General features: G+C 70.2%; 16 protein-coding genes. 12 read left to right on the top strand and 4 right to left on the bottom strand.

The features are described from left to right. A partial coding sequence (locus AOZ49_RS28670; protein WP_231690470.1) for a FecR/PupR family sigma factor regulator occupies positions 1-299 on the bottom strand: 299 nt, incomplete at its 3' end. Between the two features lie 2 nt (positions 300-301). Further along, positions 302-829: a sigma-70 family RNA polymerase sigma factor gene (locus AOZ49_RS28665; RefSeq protein ID WP_054428847.1), complete on the bottom strand. Its 528-nt coding sequence runs from the start codon at positions 827-829 to the stop codon at positions 302-304. A gap of 347 nt (positions 830-1,176) precedes the next feature. Here AOZ49_RS28665 and AOZ49_RS28660 point away from each other — a divergent pair, with 347 nt between their 5' ends. The 10 genes from AOZ49_RS28660 to AOZ49_RS28615 all read left to right on the top strand — a co-directional run bounded on the left by AOZ49_RS28660 (position 1,177) and on the right by AOZ49_RS28615 (position 13,337). Beyond that, positions 1,177-2,610 carry an amidase gene (locus tag AOZ49_RS28660; RefSeq protein ID WP_054428846.1) on the top strand — a complete coding sequence of 478 codons (1,434 nt, stop codon included), beginning with the start codon at positions 1,177-1,179 and terminating at the stop codon, positions 2,608-2,610. 60 nt (positions 2,611-2,670) lie between these two features. Continuing rightward, positions 2,671-4,254: an ABC transporter substrate-binding protein gene (locus AOZ49_RS28655; protein ID WP_054479212.1), complete on the top strand. Its 1,584-nt coding sequence runs from the start codon at positions 2,671-2,673 to the stop codon at positions 4,252-4,254. Between the two features lie 15 nt (positions 4,255-4,269). Next, entirely contained in the window at positions 4,270-5,211 is a 942-nt protein-coding gene (locus AOZ49_RS28650) for an ABC transporter permease (RefSeq protein ID WP_054479210.1), read from the top strand. A 12-nt stretch (positions 5,212-5,223) separates the two neighbouring features. Next, positions 5,224-6,087, top strand: a complete 864-nt coding sequence (locus tag AOZ49_RS28645; RefSeq protein WP_054428843.1) for an ABC transporter permease — start codon at positions 5,224-5,226, stop codon at positions 6,085-6,087. 5 nt (positions 6,088-6,092) lie between these two features. Continuing rightward, complete coding sequence (locus tag AOZ49_RS28640) at positions 6,093-7,742, top strand: ABC transporter ATP-binding protein (protein WP_082380625.1); 1,650 nt, start codon at positions 6,093-6,095, stop codon at positions 7,740-7,742. Between the two features lie 14 nt (positions 7,743-7,756). Continuing rightward, positions 7,757-8,683 carry a 2-hydroxyacid dehydrogenase gene (locus tag AOZ49_RS28635; RefSeq protein WP_054479206.1) on the top strand — a complete coding sequence of 309 codons (927 nt, stop codon included), beginning with the start codon at positions 7,757-7,759 and terminating at the stop codon, positions 8,681-8,683. 47 nt (positions 8,684-8,730) lie between these two features. After that, on the top strand, positions 8,731-9,714 hold the full coding sequence (locus AOZ49_RS28630; RefSeq protein WP_054479201.1) for an alpha/beta hydrolase fold domain-containing protein: 984 nt from the start codon (positions 8,731-8,733) through the stop codon (positions 9,712-9,714). Between the two features lie 18 nt (positions 9,715-9,732). Beyond that, positions 9,733-10,470 (top strand): class II aldolase/adducin family protein, encoded by a 738-nt coding sequence (locus AOZ49_RS28625; protein WP_054428839.1) that lies wholly within the window; start codon positions 9,733-9,735, stop codon positions 10,468-10,470. Continuing rightward, entirely contained in the window at positions 10,467-11,669 is a 1,203-nt protein-coding gene (locus tag AOZ49_RS28620) for a pyridoxal-phosphate-dependent aminotransferase family protein (RefSeq protein ID WP_231690469.1), read from the top strand. The genes AOZ49_RS28625 and AOZ49_RS28620 overlap by 4 nt, the downstream gene beginning before the upstream one ends. A gap of 96 nt (positions 11,670-11,765) precedes the next feature. After that, positions 11,766-13,337, top strand: a complete 1,572-nt coding sequence (locus AOZ49_RS28615) for an ABC transporter substrate-binding protein (protein ID WP_054479198.1) — start codon at positions 11,766-11,768, stop codon at positions 13,335-13,337. A gap of 37 nt (positions 13,338-13,374) precedes the next feature. Here the strand turns inward: AOZ49_RS28615 and AOZ49_RS28610 are convergent, their stop codons facing one another. Together AOZ49_RS28610 and AOZ49_RS28605 are read right to left on the bottom strand one after the other, a co-directional pair. Then, positions 13,375-14,166, bottom strand: a complete 792-nt coding sequence (locus tag AOZ49_RS28610) for an IclR family transcriptional regulator (RefSeq protein WP_054428837.1) — start codon at positions 14,164-14,166, stop codon at positions 13,375-13,377. 60 nt (positions 14,167-14,226) lie between these two features. Then, a complete protein-coding gene (locus AOZ49_RS28605; protein WP_054479196.1) occupies positions 14,227-15,177 on the bottom strand; it encodes a LysR family transcriptional regulator in 951 nt (316 codons plus the stop codon). A 78-nt stretch (positions 15,178-15,255) separates the two neighbouring features. Here AOZ49_RS28605 and AOZ49_RS28600 point away from each other — a divergent pair, with 78 nt between their 5' ends. Continuing rightward, positions 15,256-16,248, top strand: a complete 993-nt coding sequence (locus tag AOZ49_RS28600) for a Bug family tripartite tricarboxylate transporter substrate binding protein (protein WP_054479194.1) — start codon at positions 15,256-15,258, stop codon at positions 16,246-16,248. 11 nt (positions 16,249-16,259) lie between these two features. After that, a complete protein-coding gene (locus tag AOZ49_RS28595; protein ID WP_054479191.1) occupies positions 16,260-17,708 on the top strand; it encodes an amidase in 1,449 nt (482 codons plus the stop codon). Positions 17,709-17,728: the final 20 nt, after the last annotated feature.

The raw sequence follows: 17,728 nt of genomic DNA, 5'->3' as shown, positions 1-17,728 counted from the left end.
GTGGCCAGCGAGCGGCGGGCGGCGGCGACGCCCGCCGCGGCCGCGGCGCCGCCGGCGCTGGTCTCCCGCAATGGCATGAACTTGCGGCTGACCGCCTCGATGTGTTGCCACGCCCGGCCGTGGGCGGGGGAGCCGGCGAGCCAGGCGCGCCACGCGGCGCGTTCCTGGTCGGAGACGGCCGCATCGCCCAGCGTCGCGTACCAGTCGGCGGCCTGCTTGAGATGTTCGACGGTGACGCCGCGCTCGTCGGCGTCGTCGCCATTGTCTGCGGGCACGGAAGACGCGTCGCCGGCCAGCATGGTCAAGCCTTCAATCCGGCTTCGATCAGCGCGCATTCCAGCATCGCCTGGGCCATGTACTTCTTGATCATGCGTTCGGAAACGCCCAGCTCGACGGCGATCTCGCGATACGGCATGCCATCGACCTGCGCCATCACGAACGCGGCGGCGGCCTTGTGCGGCAGGCGGCCCAGCATGCGGCCGATGTCGAGCAGGGTCTCGATGACGATGGCCTGGTGCTCCGCCGAGGCCGTGACCGGCTCGGGTTGCGCGGCCAGCGCATCGAGCCAGGCGCGCTCGACCTCGCGGTGGCGCCACAGATCCACGCACAACGCGTTGCCCACCGTGCGCAGATAGGCGCGGGCTTCCGCCACGCTGCCGAAGCGGGGAAATACCGTCTTGCTCAGCAGCCGGATGAAGGTGTCATGCGCCAGATCCGCGGCGTCGGCGGCATTGCCGAGCCGGCGGTGCAGCCAGCTGCGCAGCCAGCGGTGGTGATCGCAATAGAGGGCCTGCGCGGCGGCAGGGGTCGGGCAGTCGGAGGCGCTCACGGGATCAGGGCTGGGAGGGGGCCGGCGCCGTCGGCTGGCGGCGCGGGCTTTGAATCGAAAATGAGAATTAATCATCGTAGCGTAAACGTGCCGCCTCACACAACGCGCCGCAGGCGGAACAGCGGGCGCGCGCCGCCTCGTTCCGGCTGCGGCGCTGCCGCGCCTGGCGGGGGATGCGCACGGGAAATCCCTGATCCGCGGCGCATTGCTTGCGCGGCGAATCCGTGGCTAGAATATTTATATGTGCTATCGAAGTATTGCTAATCAATACTTATGGCGTAGATGAATATCGACGGCCGGACGCCCGATTCGGGTGGGTGCGAGGACCGTCCAAGCTGGGGAACCGCATGCGGATTGACGAGTACGAAGGGCTGGACGGCCTGGATCTGGCGGCATTGCTGGCGCGCAAGGAAGTGCAGCCCGCCGAGTTGATGGACTGCGCCTTGCAACTGGCGGAGCGGCGCGGCAAGCCGCTGAACGCGTTGACCTACGTGCAGCCGGAAACGGGCAAGGCCCTGGCCGCCGAATGGCGCCAGCGCGGAATCTTCCGCGGCATCCCGTTCCTGCTGAAGGACTCGGGGCTGCCCAGCCGGCGCTTCCCTTCCAGTCTGGGATCGCATCTGTTCGACGACGTGTCGTACCCGTTCGATGCCACGCTGGCCGAGCGCTTCGAGGCCTCGGGGCTGGTGCCCTTCGCCCGCACCACGGTGTCGGAACTGTGCATGGGGCCGTCCACCGAAGCCCGCCGCAATGGCGGCGCGACCTTGAACCCGCGCGCGCTGGACCGCTCGGTCGGTGGCTCCAGCGGCGGCGCGGCGGCGGCGGTGGCCGCGGCCATCGTGCCGGTGGCGCATGGCAGCGACGGCGGCGGTTCGATCCGCATTCCCGCGGCCTGCTGCGGCGTGTTCGGCCTGAAGCCGAGCCGCGGCCGGGTGCCGATGGGGCCGGCGCGCGGCGAAGGCTGGGGCGGCATGGCCTGCGAGGGCGTCATCACCCGCAGCGTGCGCGACACGGCGGCGGCGCTGGACGGCATCGGCGGCTACGCGCCAGGCGCGCCCTACGCCGCGCCGCCGCAGCCCGGCTCGTACCTGGACTCGGTGCGCGAGCAGCGCCGCGAACCGCTGCGCATCGCCGTCTGGCGGCAGGCCTGGAACGGCATCGCCATCGCGCCGGAATGCCTGGCCGCCGTCGACCGCACCGCGCGGCTGTGCCGCGAACTGGGTCACGAGGTGGTGGAGGCGCCGCTGCCCGACCTGGACTATTCCGGATTCGTGCGCGCCCACGGCACGGTGCTGGCCACCAACATCGTGCTGGCGGTGCAGGCGCGGCTGGCCGCGCTGGGCCGCGACCTGCGCGACGATGACCTGGAGCCGGTGATCCGCGACGGGCTGTCGATCGGGCGCGGGCTGTCGTCCACGCAGTACGTGGATTCGATCAACCGCTTCCATGCGATCGGCCGCGCCATCGAGTCGGCCATGACGGGCGTCGACCTGGTGCTGACGCCGACGCTGGCGCAGCTGCCGGCGGTGCTGGGCGACCTGGCGCTGGAAGGCGGGTTCTGGGCGTTCCGCGAAAAGGTGTCGCGCTACGCGACCTTCCTGGCGGTGATCAATGCCTCGGGCCAGCCGGCGGCCAGCCTGCCGCTGGACTGGACGGCCGCGGGCGTGCCGGTGGCCAGCCAGCTGATCGGGCATTTTGGCCGCGAGGACCAGATCCTGCGGCTGGCGGCCGAGCTCGAACGCGCGGCGCCCTGGGCCGGTCGGCAGATCCTGCTGCCCTGATCCGCATCGCGGCGCGCCGCGCGGGCGGCAGCGTCGTTCCACACCATACAAGGGGAAGAAATGAAGCGATCCATCCTGTTTTCCGCCGCACTGCTGCTGGCCGTGGCGGCGCCGCTCGCGGCCGTGCCGGGCGCCAGCCAGGCGCAGACCACCGCCCGGTTCGTGATGCACGCGCCGCTGCGCGTGCTCGACCCGATCCTGACCTCGGCCTACGTGACGCGCAACCACGGCTATCTGGTGTACGACACACTGTTCTCGATGGACGCGACGGGCCATCCCCAACCGCAGATGGTGGCGTCCTGGACGGTGTCGGCGGACGGGCTGGAATACACCTTCAAGCTGCGGCCGGGCCTGACGTTTCACGACGGCGCGCCGGTCACCGCGGCCGACGTGGTGGCGTCGCTGCAGCGCTGGGAGGCCGGCGACCCGACCATCGGCAACCGCCTGAAAAGCGTGACGGCGGCGCTGGCCGCGCCGGCCGCCGACACCTTCACGCTAAAGCTGAGTGCCCCCTATGGCCTGGTGCTGGAATCGCTGGCCAAGGAAAGCTCGCCGGTGCCGTTCATCATGCCGCGGCGCATCGCGTCCGTGCCGGCCTCGCAGGCGATCACCGAGGTGATCGGCTCCGGCCCCTACAAATTCGTGCAGGCCGACTTCCAGGCGGGCGTGAAGGCCACCTATGTGAAGTTCGCCGACTACGTGCCGCGCCAGGAGCCGGCCAGCGCCTTCGCCGGCGGCAAGCTGGCCAAGATCGACCGGCTCGAACTGGTGAACATCCCGGACAGCCAGACCGCCGTGAACGCGCTGCGCAACGGCGAGATCGACTTCATGGAAGACGTGCCGCCGGACCTGATGCCGCAGCTCAAGGACACCAAGGGCATCACCCTGAAGTCGTATGGCAAGAACTCGAACATGTTCACGCTGCGCATGAACTGGCTGCAGCCGCCGTTCGACAACGTCAAGGTGCGCCGCGCCGCGCTGGCGGCGCTGAGCGAGGTCGATTACCTGGACGCGCAGATCGGCGATCCGGCGATCTACCAGGTCTGCGGCGCGGTGCTGACCTGTGTCTCGCCCTATGCCTCGGAAGACGGCGCGACGCAGACCCAGGCGCCCGACCTGGCGCGCGCGCGCCAGTTGCTCAAGGAAAGCGGCTACGCGGGCGAGAAGGTGGTGGTGCTGCACCCGACCGACCTGCCGATCTTCGCCAACATCGCGCCGGTCACCGCGCAGGCCCTGCGCAGCATCGGCATGAACGTCGAGATCCAGTCGATGGACTGGGCCACGCTGCTCAGCCGCCGCAGCAAGAAGGAGCCGGTGGCGCAGGGCGGCTGGAGCATCTTCCAGTCGAACCTCTCCAGCCTGGACCTGACCTCGCCGGTGGCCAACCCGAACCTGGACAGCCGCGCCGACTCGACCTATCCCGGCTGGACCCACGACGCCGAGATGGAGCGCCTGCGCGACCAGTTCGCCCAGGCCAAGACCGAGGACGCGCGCCGCGAGGCGGCCGCCGCGATCCAGCGCCGCAATTATGAGCAGGTGATCTACGTTCCCCTGGGCGGCTATTCCAAGTTCAAGGGCTACGACGCCAAGTTCGCCGACATGGTGGACGCGCCGATTCCCCTGTTCTGGACCTCGCCGAAGTAGCGCCGGGGAATCGTCATGCTGAATCTGATCTTCAAGCGATTGCTGGCCGCCATCCCGGTCATGCTGGTGGTGGCCACGGTGGTGTTCCTGCTGCTGCGGCTGGCGCCGGGCGATCCGGCCCGCATCATCGCCGGCGACATGGCCAGCGAGCAGGCGGTGAGCGAGGTGCGCGCGCAGATGGGGCTGGACCAGCCGCTGCTGACGCAGTACGCGCTGGCCATGGGCGCGCTGCTCAAGGGCGACCTGGGCGCATCCATCATTTCCCGCGAGCCCGTGGCCACGCTGATCGGCCAGCGGCTCGGCCCGACCCTGGCGCTGGCGCTGTGCGCCATCCTGCTGACGGTCTGCGCGGCGATTCCGCTGGGGGTGTTCTCGGCCTGGTGGCACCGGCGGCTGATCGACCGGGTGACGCTGGCGGTGACGGTGCTGGCGTTCTCGGTGCCGGCCTTCGTCGTCGGCTACCTGCTGATCCTGGTGTTCTCGGTCAAGCTGAACTGGCTGCCGGTGCAGGGTTACGCGGGCCTGGCGGCCGGCTTCGGCACCTTCCTCTACCACATGGTGCTGCCGACCGTGACGCTGGCCACGGTGTTCGTGGCGCTGATCACGCGCATCACCCGCGGCAGCATGCTGGAGGTGCTGGGCGAGAACTTCGTGCGCACCGCGCGGGCCAAGGGCGTGCCCGAACGCTACGTGCTGTACCGCCACGCGCTGCGCAACGCGGCGGTGCCGATCGTGACGGTGATCGGCCTGGCCCTCACCACGCTGATCAGCGGCGTGGTGGTGACCGAGACCATCTTCAACATTCCCGGCGTCGGCCGCCTGATCGTCGACGCCGTGCTGGCGCGCGACTATCCGGTGGTGCAGGGCACGATCCTGTTCTTCTCGTTCGTGTACGTCTTCATCAACCTGGCGATCGACCTGCTGTACGTGGTGCTCGATCCGCGCATCCGCTACTGAGGCCGGATCTCCATGAATACGAACACCCTGGTTCATCCCCGTTCCTTCTGGCCGGTGCTGGCGCGCGATCCGCTGATGCTGGCCGGGCTGACGCTGCTGGTGGCGCTGGTCGGCCTGTCGATGCTGGCGCCGCTCATCACCTGGCACGACCCGGCCGCGCTGGCGCCGCGGTTGCGCCTGAAGCCGATCAGCGCCGATTTCTGGCTGGGCACCGATTCGCTCGGCCGCGACCTGTTCTCGCGGGTGCTGTACGGCGGCCGGCTGTCGATCACGCTGGCGGCGCTGGTCAGCGTGATCTCGATCTGCGCGGGCCTGCTGCTGGGCCTGCTGGCCGGCTACTTCCGCGGGCTGGACGCGATCGTCATGCGCATCATCGACGGCATCATGGCGATTCCCGGCCTGCTGCTGGCCATCGCCATGGTGGCGCTGGGCGGCGCGACCATCCCGACCATGGTGACCGCGATCGCCATTCCCGAGATTCCGCGGGTGGCGCGGCTGGTGCGCAGCGTGGTGCTGTCGGTGCGCGAGGAGCCCTACGTGGAAGCCTCGCTCGGCATGGGCACGCGCACCTGGCGGGTGCTGTGGCGCCACGTGCTGCCCAGCACCATCAACCCGCTGGTGGTGCAGGCCACGTTCATCTGCGCCTCGGCCATCCTGATCGAGGCGGTGCTGGGCTTCCTGGGCCTGGGCTTTCCGCCCGAGATCCCGAGCCTGGGCAGCATCATTTCCGAGGGCCGCCCGTTCTTCCAGCGCGCGCCGTGGATCGTCCTGTTCCCGGGCATCTACCTGGCGCTGCTGATCCTGTCCGTGAACCTGTTCGGCGACGCGCTGCGCGACCGCCTGGACCCGCGCATGGCGCGGCAACGCAAGGGCTGATGCACATGTCCTCCGCACCCATCCTGGAAATCCGCGACCTCAAGGTCAGCCTGCCCGGCGCGGGCGACCGCCGCTATGCCGCCGAAGGCATCAACCTGACCGTCGGTCCGCGCGAGATCGTCTGCATCGTCGGCGAGTCGGGCTCGGGCAAGTCGGTGACGGCCAGCGCCGTCATGGGCCTGCTGCCCAAGAACGTGCTGACGCTGGAAAGCGGCCAGATCCTGCTGTCCGGCCGCGACATCACCCGCGCGCCGCTGGCCGAACTGCGCGAGCTGCGCGGCGACCGCATGGCCATGATCTTCCAGGAACCCATGACCGCGCTCAACCCGCTGATGCAGGTCGGCGACCAGATCGCGGAAATCTTCCAGTTCCACGGCCCGTCGCTGTCGCGCCGCGAGATCGACCAGCGCGTGCTGGCGCTGCTGGCCGACATGCGCCTGCCGTCGCCCGAGACCTTGCGGCACGCCTATCCGCACCAGCTTTCCGGCGGCCAGCGCCAGCGCGTGATGATCGCCATGGCGCTGGCGCTGGAGCCGGCGCTGATCATCGCCGACGAGCCCACCACCGCGCTGGACGTGACCTCGCAGGCGCAGGTGCTGCGCCTGCTGCACGGCCTGCGCGAGCGCCACGATACCGGCATCCTGTTCATCACCCACGACTTCGACGTGGTGGCCGAGATCGCCGACCGCGTCATCGTCATGCAGCAGGGCCGCATCGTCGAGGCCGGCACCGCCGCCGAGGTGCTGGCCAACCCACGCCATGCCTACACCCGCAAGCTGATCGACGCGGTGCCCAAGGGCCATTTCGGCGCGGGCGCGCCGCTGGCCGGCGGCGATCCGGTCATCGCGGTGGAAAACCTCGGCATGCGCTTCGTGACGTCCAGCCTGTTCAAGGCCAAGCGCCGCGAGGTGAACGCGCTCGATGGCGTGTCGCTGTCGCTGGCGCGCGGCGAGACCCTGGGCATCGTCGGCGAATCCGGCTCCGGCAAGACCACGCTGGGCCGCTGCCTGGCGCATTTCGCCCGGCCCACGTCCGGCCGCATCGTCATGAACGGGCAGGACGTCTCGCGCCTGTCGCGGGCCGCGTGGCGCGAGTGGTGCAAGCGCATCCAGATGGTGTTCCAGGACCCGTACCGGTCATTCAACCCGCGCCTGACCATCGCGGCCACGCTGGCCGAGGGCCCGATGAACTATGGCGAGGACCGCGCCCGGGTAGAGGCGCGCATGCGCGACATGCTGGCGCTGGTCAGCATCGATCCGAGCGCGCTGGAGCGCTATCCGCATGAGTTCTCCGGCGGCCAGCGCCAGCGCATCTCGATCGCGCGCGCCCTGATGATGGAGCCGGAGATCCTGATCGCCGACGAGGCGGTGTCGGCGCTGGACGTGTCGGTGCAGGCGCAGATCCTGGACCTGCTGGAGCGGATCCGCGAACAGCTCGACCTGAGCATGATCTTCATCACCCACGACCTGCGGGTGGCGGCCCGGCTGTGCCACCGCATCGCCGTGATGCAGCGCGGCCGCGTCATGGAGATCGGCCCGGCCGAGCAGATTTTCACCCGGCCCGGCTGCGGCTACACGCAGGAGCTGCTGGCCGCCATTCCCGGCAAGGACGGGTTGGGCAGCCGCGCCCCGGCCCTGTCGCTGGCCGGCGCCTGAAGGAACCTTTGACGATGACACGCGTTGCCCTGTTGAGCCGTTCGGCCAACCTGTCTTACTTCCAGCCGCTGTTGCAGGGCCTGGACCCGGCGCTGGACGTGGCCGTCTGGCCCGACCCGCGCAGCCTGGAGGCCGACGTCGCGGTGTGCTGGAACCCGCCGGTCGGCGTCTACGACGACATGCCCAACCTGAAGCTGATCCACAGCATCGCCGCCGGCGTCGACAACCTGCTCGACGGCCAGCGCACGCGCGGCCTGCCGGTGTGCCGGGTGGTGGATCCGCAACTGGCGCAGGGCATGCTGCAGTACGTGCTGTGGTGCGTGCTGACGTTCCACCGCAAGCTCGACGTGGCGCTCGCCAACCAGCGCCAGGCGCGCTGGCAGCGGCCGCCGCAGACGCCCGCCTCGGAATGCCGCGTGGGCCTGATGGGGCTGGGCGAGCTGGGCAGCGCCATCGCCGCCGTGCTGCCCGGCATGGGCTACCGCGTCAACGGCTGGTCGCGCCGCCCACGTCTGCTCGATGGCGTGCGGACCTATGCCGGCGAGGCGGGTTTCGCCCAATTCCTGGCCGACACCGACGTGCTGATCTGCCTGGTGCCGCTCACCGACGCCACCCGCGGCATCCTCAATCGCGAGACCTTCGCCGCGTTGCCACGCGGCGCCGCGGTGGTCAACTGCGGGCGCGGCGAGCACCTGGTCGCGCCCGACCTGATCGAGGCGCTGGCCAGCGGCCAGCTGCGCGGCGCGGTGCTCGACGTGTTCGCGCACGAGCCGTTGGCGCCGACCGATCCGCTGTGGTCCACGCCCGGCGTGATCGTCACGCCGCACATGGCGACGATGCCCGCGGCGGCCGCCGTGGCCGAACAGGTCGTCGCCAACATCCGGCGGCTGGGCCAGGGCGCGGCGCTGGCCAACACCGTGGACCCCGCGCGCGGTTACTGATGCCGCCCTTCCATTTCCCCACAGACCCCCAGACCACGAGACGCTCCATGCACTTCGAAGATCCCGCCTTCACCATTCCCACCGGTTCGCCGGCTCCCCTGGATCCGCAGATCGCCGAGTTCCTGCGGCGCATGGCGGCGGACGCGGCGCAGTATCCGCGCCGCGACACGCTGTCGATCGAGCAGGGCCGCGCCAACGCCGAGAAAGTGCGCCTGCCCTGGGCGCAAGGCGGCCCCGCCATGGCTCGCACCGAGGAACACCAGGTGGCCACGCGCCACGGCGACGTGCGCGTGCGCGTCTATTATCCGGCCGAGCGCCGCCTGCCCGGCGCCTTCATCTACATCCACGGCGGCGGCTTCGTGCTGTTCAGCATCGACACGCACGACCGCGTGATGCGCGAGTACGCCGAGCGCGCGGGCGTGGTGGTGGTCGGCGTGGACTACACCCGCGCGCCGGAGGCCAAGTTCCCGCAGCCGCTGGAGGAATGCGTGGACGTGGTGCGCTGGGTCGTCGCCCGCGCGGAGGCGCTGGAGATCGACGCCGACCAGCTGTTCGTCGGCGGCGACTCGGCCGGCGCCAACCTGTCGATGGGCACGGCGCTGACGCTGCGCGACGAAGGCCAGCCGCGGCTGATCAAGGGCCTGGTGCTGAACTACGGCGGCTTCGGCAGCAACCTGTTCCGCAATTCGGTGGTGCGCTACGGCGCCGGCGACTACGGCCTGTCGCTGCACATGATGATCTGGTTCCGCGGCATGCACATCCGCCACGGCAAGGACTTCTTCGATCCGCGCGTGGACATCCTGCGCGCCGACCTGAAGGCGCTGCCGCCGGTGTGGATGGTGGTGACCGAGTGCGATCCGCTGCACGACGACAGCGTCGAGCTGGAGCGCAAGCTGCGCGCGGCCGACGTGGACGTCGCCGCCAAGGTCTACCCCGGCACCGCCCACAGCTTCCTCGAGGCGGTGTCGATCGCCGACGTCGCGGGCGAGGCCTTCGACGACACGGCGCGCTGGCTGCACGCCAGGGCCTGACCCCAACCGGAGCGATCCATGAACCAAGAAGAAGCCCGGGTGCGCGATGAACTGGCGGCGTTGTACCGCCTGGTCGCGCACTTTCGCATGACGGACCTGATCGATACCCACATCAGCGCGCGCGTGCCTGGCGACAAGCCGCATTTCCTGATCAACCGCTATGGCGTGCTGTTCCATGAGATGCGGCCGCAGGACCTGGTGAAAATCGACCTGGACGGCAACCCGGTGGACCCGGGCGATGCCGAGAGCCAGGTGGTCAACGCCGCCGGTTTCACCATCCATTCGGCCGTGCATGCCGCGCGCCATGACCTGGCCTGCGTGGTGCACACGCACACCGCCGACGGCATCGCCGTGGCCTGCCAGCGCGACGGCCTGCTGCCCATCACCCAGCACGCCTTGCGCTTCTACAAGCGGCTGGGCTACCACGACTACCAGGGCATCGCGCTCGATCTGGAGGAGCGCGAAAGCCTGGTCGCCAGCCTCGGGCCGCACAAGGCCATGATCCTGCGCAACCACGGCCTGCTGGCCGCCGGGTCGTCGGTGGCCGAGGCGTTCGTCAACATCTATTACCTGGAGCGCGCCTGCCAGGCGCAGGTCAAGGCGCAGTCCTGCGGCGCGCCGCTGGTCCTGCCGTCCGAGGCGGTGTGCGAACGCACCGCCGGCCAGTACGAGCGGCCCACGGCGCCCATCTATACCCAACGCGTCTGGAGCGCCGCGCGACGGCTGCTGGAACCGGACCAGGAGACACCCACGTGAAAGACAGCCTGACGACGGAGCGCGGCTTCCTGGCCGGCCCGCAGTTTCTGCATACCCCCGGCCCCACGCACGTGCCCGATGCGGTGCGCGAGGCGATGGCGCGCCAGTGCATGGACCTGTCCGATCCGCGCCTGGCGACGCTGATCGCCGATTGCGAGCGCGGCCTGGCGCGGCTGCTCGGCACCGGCCAGGCGGACGTGTTGATGTACGCGGCCAACGGCCACGGCGCCTGGGAGGCCACCATCGTCAACCTGGCCGCGCCTGGCGCGCGGGTGCTGGTGGCGGGCAGCGGCCATTTCGCCGAGGCCTGGGCGGTGCACGCGGAGGCGCTGGGCGTCGAGGCGCTGCGCACGCCCACGCGGCCGGGGCAGGCGCTGGACCCCGCCCTGGTCGAGGCGGCGCTGCGTGCCGACACCGAACGCCGCATCGTCGCGGTGTTCGCGGTGCACACCGACACGGCCAGCGGCGTCACCAGCGATATCGCGGCGGTGCGCCGGGCGATGGACGCCAGCGGCCATCCGGCGCTGCTGGTGGCCGACGTGATCGCCTCGCTCGGGGCCACGCCGTTCCGCATGGACGAGTGGGGCGTGAACGTGGCCATCGGCGCGTCGCAGAAGGCGCTGATGGGGCCGCCCGGACTGTCGTTCACGGCCGTCGACGCGCGCGCCCTGCAGGTCGCCCGCGACAATCCCGCGCCGCGCGCCTATTGGGACTGGAACAAGCGCAAGAGCGACCTGCTGTACCGCAAGTTCTGCGGCACGCCGCCGCAGGGCCTGCTGGCCGGCCTGCGCGCCGCGCTCGGGCTGATCGCGGCCGAAGGCGAGGACGCGGTGTTCGCGCGCCACCGCCGGGTGGCCGCGGCGGTGCATGCCGCCGTCGACGCCTGGTCGCGGGCCGGGGCGCTGTCGCTGTTCGTCGCCGACCCGGCGGCGCGCGCGGTGTCGGTCACCACCATCGCCGTGCAGCCCGGCGTCGATATCGAGGCCATGCGCACCGTTGCCCGCGAGCGCTTCCACGTGGCGGTGGCGGGCGGGCTGGGGCCGTACGCCGGCCGCATGTTCCGCATCGGCCATCTCGGCGACGTGCATCCCGCCATGGCGCTGGGCGCGCTGGCCGGGGTCGAGGCCGCGCTGCGCGCCTGCGGCATCGCCATCGGCGACGGCGCGCTGTCGCGCGCGATCGAGGCGCTGGACGGCTGAATCCCTGTTGTCGGAGCGCGTGGCCGTCGGGATCGGCGCCATGCGGCTCCTTGCTACGCCCGCTGTTCCCTCCTTACTCCCCATCAGGACAAGAAAATGAGACAACGTGGTTTGATCGCGGCCGTGCTGACGGCCATCGCGGCGGCATTGCCCCTGAGCGCGGCGCAGGCCGATCCCGTCAATGCCAAGGTCGTGATGCACGCGCCGCTGCGCGTGCTGGATCCGGTGCTGACCAACGCCTACATCACCCGCAATCATGGCTATCTGGTGTACGACACGCTGTTCTCGCTGGACGCGGCCTCGCGGCCGCAGCCGCAGATGGTGGCGAGCTGGACCGTGTCGCCGGACAAGCTGACCTATGCGTTCACGCTGCGTCCGGGTTTGAAGTTCCATGACGGCGCGCCCGTCACCGGCGAGGACGTGGTGGCCTCGCTGGCCCGCTGGGCGCAGCGCGACCCGCTGGGCACGCGCCTGGCGGCGGTCACCGAGCGCATGGACAGCCCGACGCCCGACACCTTCCGCATCGTGCTCAAGCAGCCCTATGGCCTGTTGCTGGACGCGCTGGCCAAGCCGGGCTCGCCGGTGCCGTTCATCATGCCCAGTCGCATCGCCCGGACCCCGGCGTCCGAGGCCATCAAGGAGACCATCGGTTCGGGGCCCTACAAGTTCGTGGCGGGCGAATTCCAGGCGGGCGTGAAGGCCGTCTACCTGAAGAACACGGACTACGTGCCGCGCCAGGAGCCGGCCAGCCGCTTCGCCGGCGGCAAGGTGGCGCTGTTCGACCGCATCGACGTCGTCAACGTGCCGGACGCGCAGACCGCGGTGAATGCGTTGCGCCAGGGCGAGATCGACTTCGTCGAGAACGTCGCGCCGGACCTGCTGCCGCAGCTGGAGGGCGTCAGGAACGTGACCGTGCGCAGCTACGGCGAGAGCACCGAGACCTACACCCTGCGCATGAACTGGAAGCAGCCGCCGCTGGACAACGTCAAGGTGCGCCGCGCGGTGCTGGCCGCGCTGTACCAGGCGGACTACCTGGACGCCTCGCTGGGCGACCCGAAGTTCTACAAGCTGTGCGGCGCCATGCTCAGCTGTCTCTCGGCCTACCAGACGGAAGTCGGCGCGACGCAGACGAAGCCCGTCGACCTGGCGCGGGCCCGCGCCCTGCTGAAGGAGAGCGGCTATGCCGGCGAGAAGATCGTGGTGCTGCATCCGACCGACGTGCGCAGCCTGTCGGGACTGGCGCCAGTCACCGCGCAGGCGTTGCGCGCCATCGGCATGAACGTCGAGGTGCAGTCGATGGACTGGGCCACGCTGCTGTCGCGGCGCGGCAAGGACGCGCCGCTGGCCGATGGCGGCTGGAGCATCTTCCATTCCAGCCTGACCAGCATGGACCTGCTCAACCCGATCGTGAACCCCAACCTGGACGGGCGCGGCGACGGCGGCTATCCCGGCTGGACCCGCGACGAGCGGATCCAGCAGCTGCGCGCCGAATTCGAATCGGTGTCGAGCCAGGATGACCGCAAGCGCATCGCCACCGAGATCCAGCAGCGCGCCTATGAGCAGGTGATGTTCGTGCCGCTGGGCGGCTATTCGGAGTTCAAGGCCTACGACGCCAAGTTCAAGGACATGGTGGCGGCGCCGCTGCCGCTGTTCTGGCGCGGCAACTGAGGGGCGGCCGGCGGTCCCGGCGGCCCCTGGCGGGCCGTCAGGACATGCCGACCTTGCCGCTCAGCGCGCGCGCGGCGGTCATCAGCAGCGGCGAATAGCGCCGCGCGAATTCCTCGGGCGAAGCCCATTCGGACACCAGCCCGGCGATCTGGATGGCCGCCACCGGGCGGTGGCGGTGGTCCAGGATGGCGGTGGCCAGGTTCAGTTCGCCCAGCAGGCTTTCCTCGATCGCGGTGGCGTAGCCGTCATGGCGCGCCTGCCGCACCAGCGCGCGGATGCGGTCGGGATCGTTGTCGGTCTTGGGCGTGGTGGGGATGGTGGCGCGCGGCATGTCGGCCGAGCGCGCCAGGATGTCCTCGACCTCGTCGTCCGGCAGGTGCGACATGATGGCGCGGCCGCCGGCCGTCTGCACCATGGGCAGGTCGCGGCCGGCCAGCGTGCTGCTGAAGGTCTGGCGCTTGGTCTGGCGGCGCAGCGCGAAAATGATGAACAGGTCGTTGAACAGGCTCAGCTCGACGCGCTCGTTGGTCTCGCGCTGCATCTCGGCAATCAGCGGCGTGGCGCGCTCCAGCAGCGGCACGCTGCGCATGTAGTCGAAGCTGCGCTGCAGGATCTTCTTGCCCGGCGTGTAGCCCTTGCCGCCGGCGCCGCGTTCCAGGTAGCCGAGCGTCACCAGCGTATGCGTCATGCGCTGCGTGGTGCTGCGGTCGAAGCCGGTGATCTCCATGAGCTCGTTCATGCTCATGGTGGACGGGTGGTTGGCAAAGGCTTCCAGCAATTCGAAGCCCTTGGCCAGGGATTGGACGAACAGGGGATCGGGACGGCTCATGACGGAAAGTCGCTCGGGAGCCCGCGCCGGGCGGGGACGAAAAGAATTGTATAAAGATTCTTAAGTATTTCCTACAGATACTTGTTCGTCGCAGAAACGCAGGAACTGTTGCAGCGTGGGCTGCCCTTCGGCGGCGCGTTGCCATGCCAGCATGGTGGGTGGGTTGTGCGCCCGCAGGTCAACCGGCAGGATCACGGCGTTGTCCGAGGCGGTCAGGCGCTGCGCCGCCGCCAGCGGCAGCATCACCAGGTAATCCGTGCCGCGGATGAACTCGTCGGTGAGCAACAGGTCGCTTGCCTGGATGCCGAGAGGCGGCAGGCCCAGGTCGCCGGCCAGGAACAACGCGGTCAGCCGATCGTGCATCATCGTGCCCGGACGCGGCTTGCACCAGGGCTGCCCGTGCAGGTCCTTGAGCGTCAGCCGGCGCTTGCCGGCCAACGGCGACAGCCTGGCGTTGGCCACCACCACCAGCGGCTGCGGCGGCACCAGGCGCAGGCGGCCCAGGCCGGAGGCGATCAGTTCGGCGCTGTCGTAGCACACCAGCGCGTCCAGCTTGTCGTCGAGCAGCAGATCGGCCATGGCGCGATAGCCGCCGGACTGCACGTCGAGCGCGACGCCCGGCCGCGCCTGGTTGAAGGCATGGATCAAGGGCGCCAGACTGAGCTTGCCCATGTCGGTGGCCACGCCGATGCGCAGGTCGCCCTGGCGGCCGTCGCGCACGTCCATGACGCTCTGGGCCAGGCCGCGCGCCTGCGCCAGCACCAGCTCCATCATCGGCAGGACCTGGCGGCCCATTTCCGTCAGGCGCCTGGCGTTGCCAACGCGCTCGAACAGCTTGAAGCCCAGCTGAGATTCCAGTTCAGCCAGGGTCTTGGAGACGGCGGATTCACTGACGTTGGCCGCCGTCGCGACCTCTTTGGCCGAGGGCGCGTCGCGCAGCGCCAGCGCGATCTGCAGGTGCCGCAGCTTCAGGCGCGCGGCCAGCGATTCGACGGTTGGCGGCTTGACCATTTTCTCAACCCCTTGAGCGAATAATTCACTATACGGTAACCCCAGCCGGCCCGATCATAGGCGCACAAGGAGAACGCCATGTTTGACCGCACCCGCTTGCTCGCCTTCCTCCTAGCCGTCGCGACGACGGCAGGCCTGCCCTCCCACGTCCTGGCCCAGGCGCCGGCCGGCGGCGACAAGCTTGTGCGGCTGGTGGTCGGTTACGCCGCCGGCGGCGCGGCCGACGCCGTGGCCCGCGCCTATGCCGAGCAATTGCAGACGGCGGGCTATGGCAACGTCATCGTCGAGAACCGCCCCGGCGCCTCGGGACGGCTGGGCTTCGACGTGGTCAAGCGCGCCAAGCCGGACGGCCTGACGCTGTACCTCGGGTCGTCGCCGATGTTCGTGATCTTCCCGTTGACCTACCGCAAGCTGGGATACGACCCGGACCATGACCTGCGTCCGGTGGCGTTGCTGGCGGACGTGCCCACCGCCGCGGTCGCGGGCGCCACGCAACCCTATGGCGGCATGGCCGATTACGTGAAATGGGCCCGGCAGGCGCGCGCCAAGGCGACCCTGGGCCTGGCGACGCAAGGCAGCCCCGGCCAGCTGGGCACGATCGAGATGGGCGGCCAGAACGGCCTGGAGGTCGTGCCCGTGCTGTATCGCGGCGCGGCGCCGATGCTGGTGGACGTGGCCGGCGGCGAGGTCTCCATGGGCTGGGATGCCGTGGCCAGCATGCTGCCGCTGTACAACGCCGGCAAGATCAAGTTCCTGGGCGTGGCGGGCGGCCGCCGCCTGCCCATGCTGCCGGACGTGCCGACCTTGCTGGAGCAGGGCTTCCCGCAGTACCAGCATGCCGCCAGCTGGTACGGCATCTATGCGCCGGCCGCCACGCCGGACGCCACCGTGGCGAGCCTGGAGCAGGCCTTTGTCGCCGCCGGCAAGCAGCCCGCATTGATCGAACGGCTGCAGGCCGCCGGCTTCGTGGTCGAGCCGCGGGACGCGCAGGAGGCCAAGCGTCGCATCGGCGTGGAGCGCGCGCACTGGGCGCCGATCGTCAAGGCCGCCGGCATCGCCTTCGACGAATAGGCGGCGCATCCATGGACGATTCCCTTTGCGCGTTGAGCGCGGTCGAGGCCGCGCGCCGCATCCGTGACCGGTCCGTGTCGCCAGTGGAACTGGTGGGCGCGGCGCTCGCGCGGGCGCAGCGGCTGCAGCCGCTGCTGAACTGCTTCATCACGCTGTGCTTCGAGCGTGCCATGGACGAGGCCCGCGCCGCCGAGGCGGCCCTGATGCGCGGCGAGCCGGTGGGCCTGCTGCACGGCCTGCCGCTCACGGTGAAGGATCTGGTCAATACCGCGGGCGTCAGGACTACGTTCGGCGCGGTGCCGTTCCGCGACAACGTGCCGGCCGAGGATGCGGTCGCGGTGGCGCGCCTGCGCGCGCAGGGCGCGATCCTGATCGGCAAGACCACCACGCCCGAGTTCGGCTCCAAGTCGATGACCGACTCGCCGCTGTTCGGCCATACCCGCAATCCGTGGAATCTGGACCGCACCTGCGGCGGGTCGAGCGGCGGGGCCGCGGCCGCGACGGCGGCAGGCATCACCGCGCTGGCCGTGGCCACCGATGGCGGCGGCTCCACCCGCATCCCCGCCGCGTGCAACGGCGTGGTCGGCTTCAAGCAGAGCCTGGGCGCGATTCCCCACAGCCAGGCGCAGGACGCCATCGGCAACCAGACCTACGTCACGCCCACCACGCGCACGGTCGCGGATACCCGGTTGATGATGGCGGCCATGGCCGGGCCGCATGCCTGCGACCCCTGGTCGCTGGGTGTGCCGGCGGCGGACTACGGCGCTGCCGCCCGCGCCGAGGCGTTGCGCGGCAAGCGCATCCGCTACTGTCTCGCGCCGCCCGGGCGGCCGGTGGCCGCCGATGCGCGCCGCGCGTTCGAGGCGGCGCTGGCGCGCCTGGCCGACCTGGGCGCGCAGGTGGAGCCGTTTGACGGCGCTGCCTTCGATATCGAGCCGGTCTGGCGCGTCATCAATCACACGGTCTGGCGCACGCGCTTCCTGCCGCTGATCGCGCGCGAGCCGCACGCCTACAGCCCCACGTTCCAGCGCCAGGTCGCCTCGGCCGCGCAGTTCAGCGCGCAGCAGTACCAGGAGGCCATGTTCGCCCGCACCACACTTTACCGCCAGGTGCAGGCGCTGTTCGGCCAGGCCGACCTGCTGGCGATGCCGACGATATCGCGCACCGCCTTGCCGCTGGGCACCGACATCTTCGACACGCTCGACATCGATGGCCGCGCCTATGAGGACATCCGCGCCCACTGGTATCCGTGGACCATGCTGTTCAACCTGACCGGGCACCCGGCGATCAGCGTGCCCTGTGGATTGGGGACGGATGGCCTGCCCCTCGGGTTGCAGCTGGTGGCGCCGCTGCACGGCGACCTGGACCTGCTGCACGCGGCCGAGGCGTTCGAGCAGGCCGCCACGCCGCTGCCGCCGGTGGCCGTGGCCGGCAGCGCGGCCTCGCACCCCGTGGAATAAACCGCCCGGCTCGATTGTCT

The sequence above is a fragment of the Achromobacter sp. 2789STDY5608615 genome (assembly GCF_001298995.1).
Lineage (GTDB): Bacteria > Pseudomonadota > Gammaproteobacteria > Burkholderiales > Burkholderiaceae_B > Achromobacter > Achromobacter insuavis.
Note: the sequence above shows the minus strand (reverse complement) of the source record. Positions and strands in the feature narration are given on the sequence as shown.

What these genes read in the sequence shown, in the direction of transcription:
- AOZ49_RS28640 (WP_082380625.1), top strand. Translation starts at nt 6,093, where the DNA reads ATGTCCTCCGCACCCATCCTGGAAATCCGCGACCTCAAGGTCAGCCTG.
- AOZ49_RS28645 (WP_054428843.1), top strand. Translation starts at nt 5,224, where the DNA reads ATGAATACGAACACCCTGGTTCATCCCCGTTCCTTCTGGCCGGTGCTG.
- AOZ49_RS28605 (WP_054479196.1), bottom strand. Translation starts at nt 15,177, where the DNA reads ATGGTCAAGCCGCCAACCGTCGAATCGCTGGCCGCGCGCCTGAAGCTG.
- AOZ49_RS28595 (WP_054479191.1), top strand. Translation starts at nt 16,260, where the DNA reads ATGGACGATTCCCTTTGCGCGTTGAGCGCGGTCGAGGCCGCGCGCCGC.
- AOZ49_RS28630 (WP_054479201.1), top strand. Translation starts at nt 8,731, where the DNA reads ATGCACTTCGAAGATCCCGCCTTCACCATTCCCACCGGTTCGCCGGCT.
- AOZ49_RS28655 (WP_054479212.1), top strand. Translation starts at nt 2,671, where the DNA reads ATGAAGCGATCCATCCTGTTTTCCGCCGCACTGCTGCTGGCCGTGGCG.
- AOZ49_RS28625 (WP_054428839.1), top strand. Translation starts at nt 9,733, where the DNA reads ATGAACCAAGAAGAAGCCCGGGTGCGCGATGAACTGGCGGCGTTGTAC.
- AOZ49_RS28660 (WP_054428846.1), top strand. Translation starts at nt 1,177, where the DNA reads ATGCGGATTGACGAGTACGAAGGGCTGGACGGCCTGGATCTGGCGGCA.
- AOZ49_RS28650 (WP_054479210.1), top strand. Translation starts at nt 4,270, where the DNA reads ATGCTGAATCTGATCTTCAAGCGATTGCTGGCCGCCATCCCGGTCATG.
- AOZ49_RS28635 (WP_054479206.1), top strand. Translation starts at nt 7,757, where the DNA reads ATGACACGCGTTGCCCTGTTGAGCCGTTCGGCCAACCTGTCTTACTTC.
- AOZ49_RS28615 (WP_054479198.1), top strand. Translation starts at nt 11,766, where the DNA reads ATGAGACAACGTGGTTTGATCGCGGCCGTGCTGACGGCCATCGCGGCG.
- AOZ49_RS28610 (WP_054428837.1), bottom strand. Translation starts at nt 14,166, where the DNA reads ATGAGCCGTCCCGATCCCCTGTTCGTCCAATCCCTGGCCAAGGGCTTC.
- AOZ49_RS28600 (WP_054479194.1), top strand. Translation starts at nt 15,256, where the DNA reads ATGTTTGACCGCACCCGCTTGCTCGCCTTCCTCCTAGCCGTCGCGACG.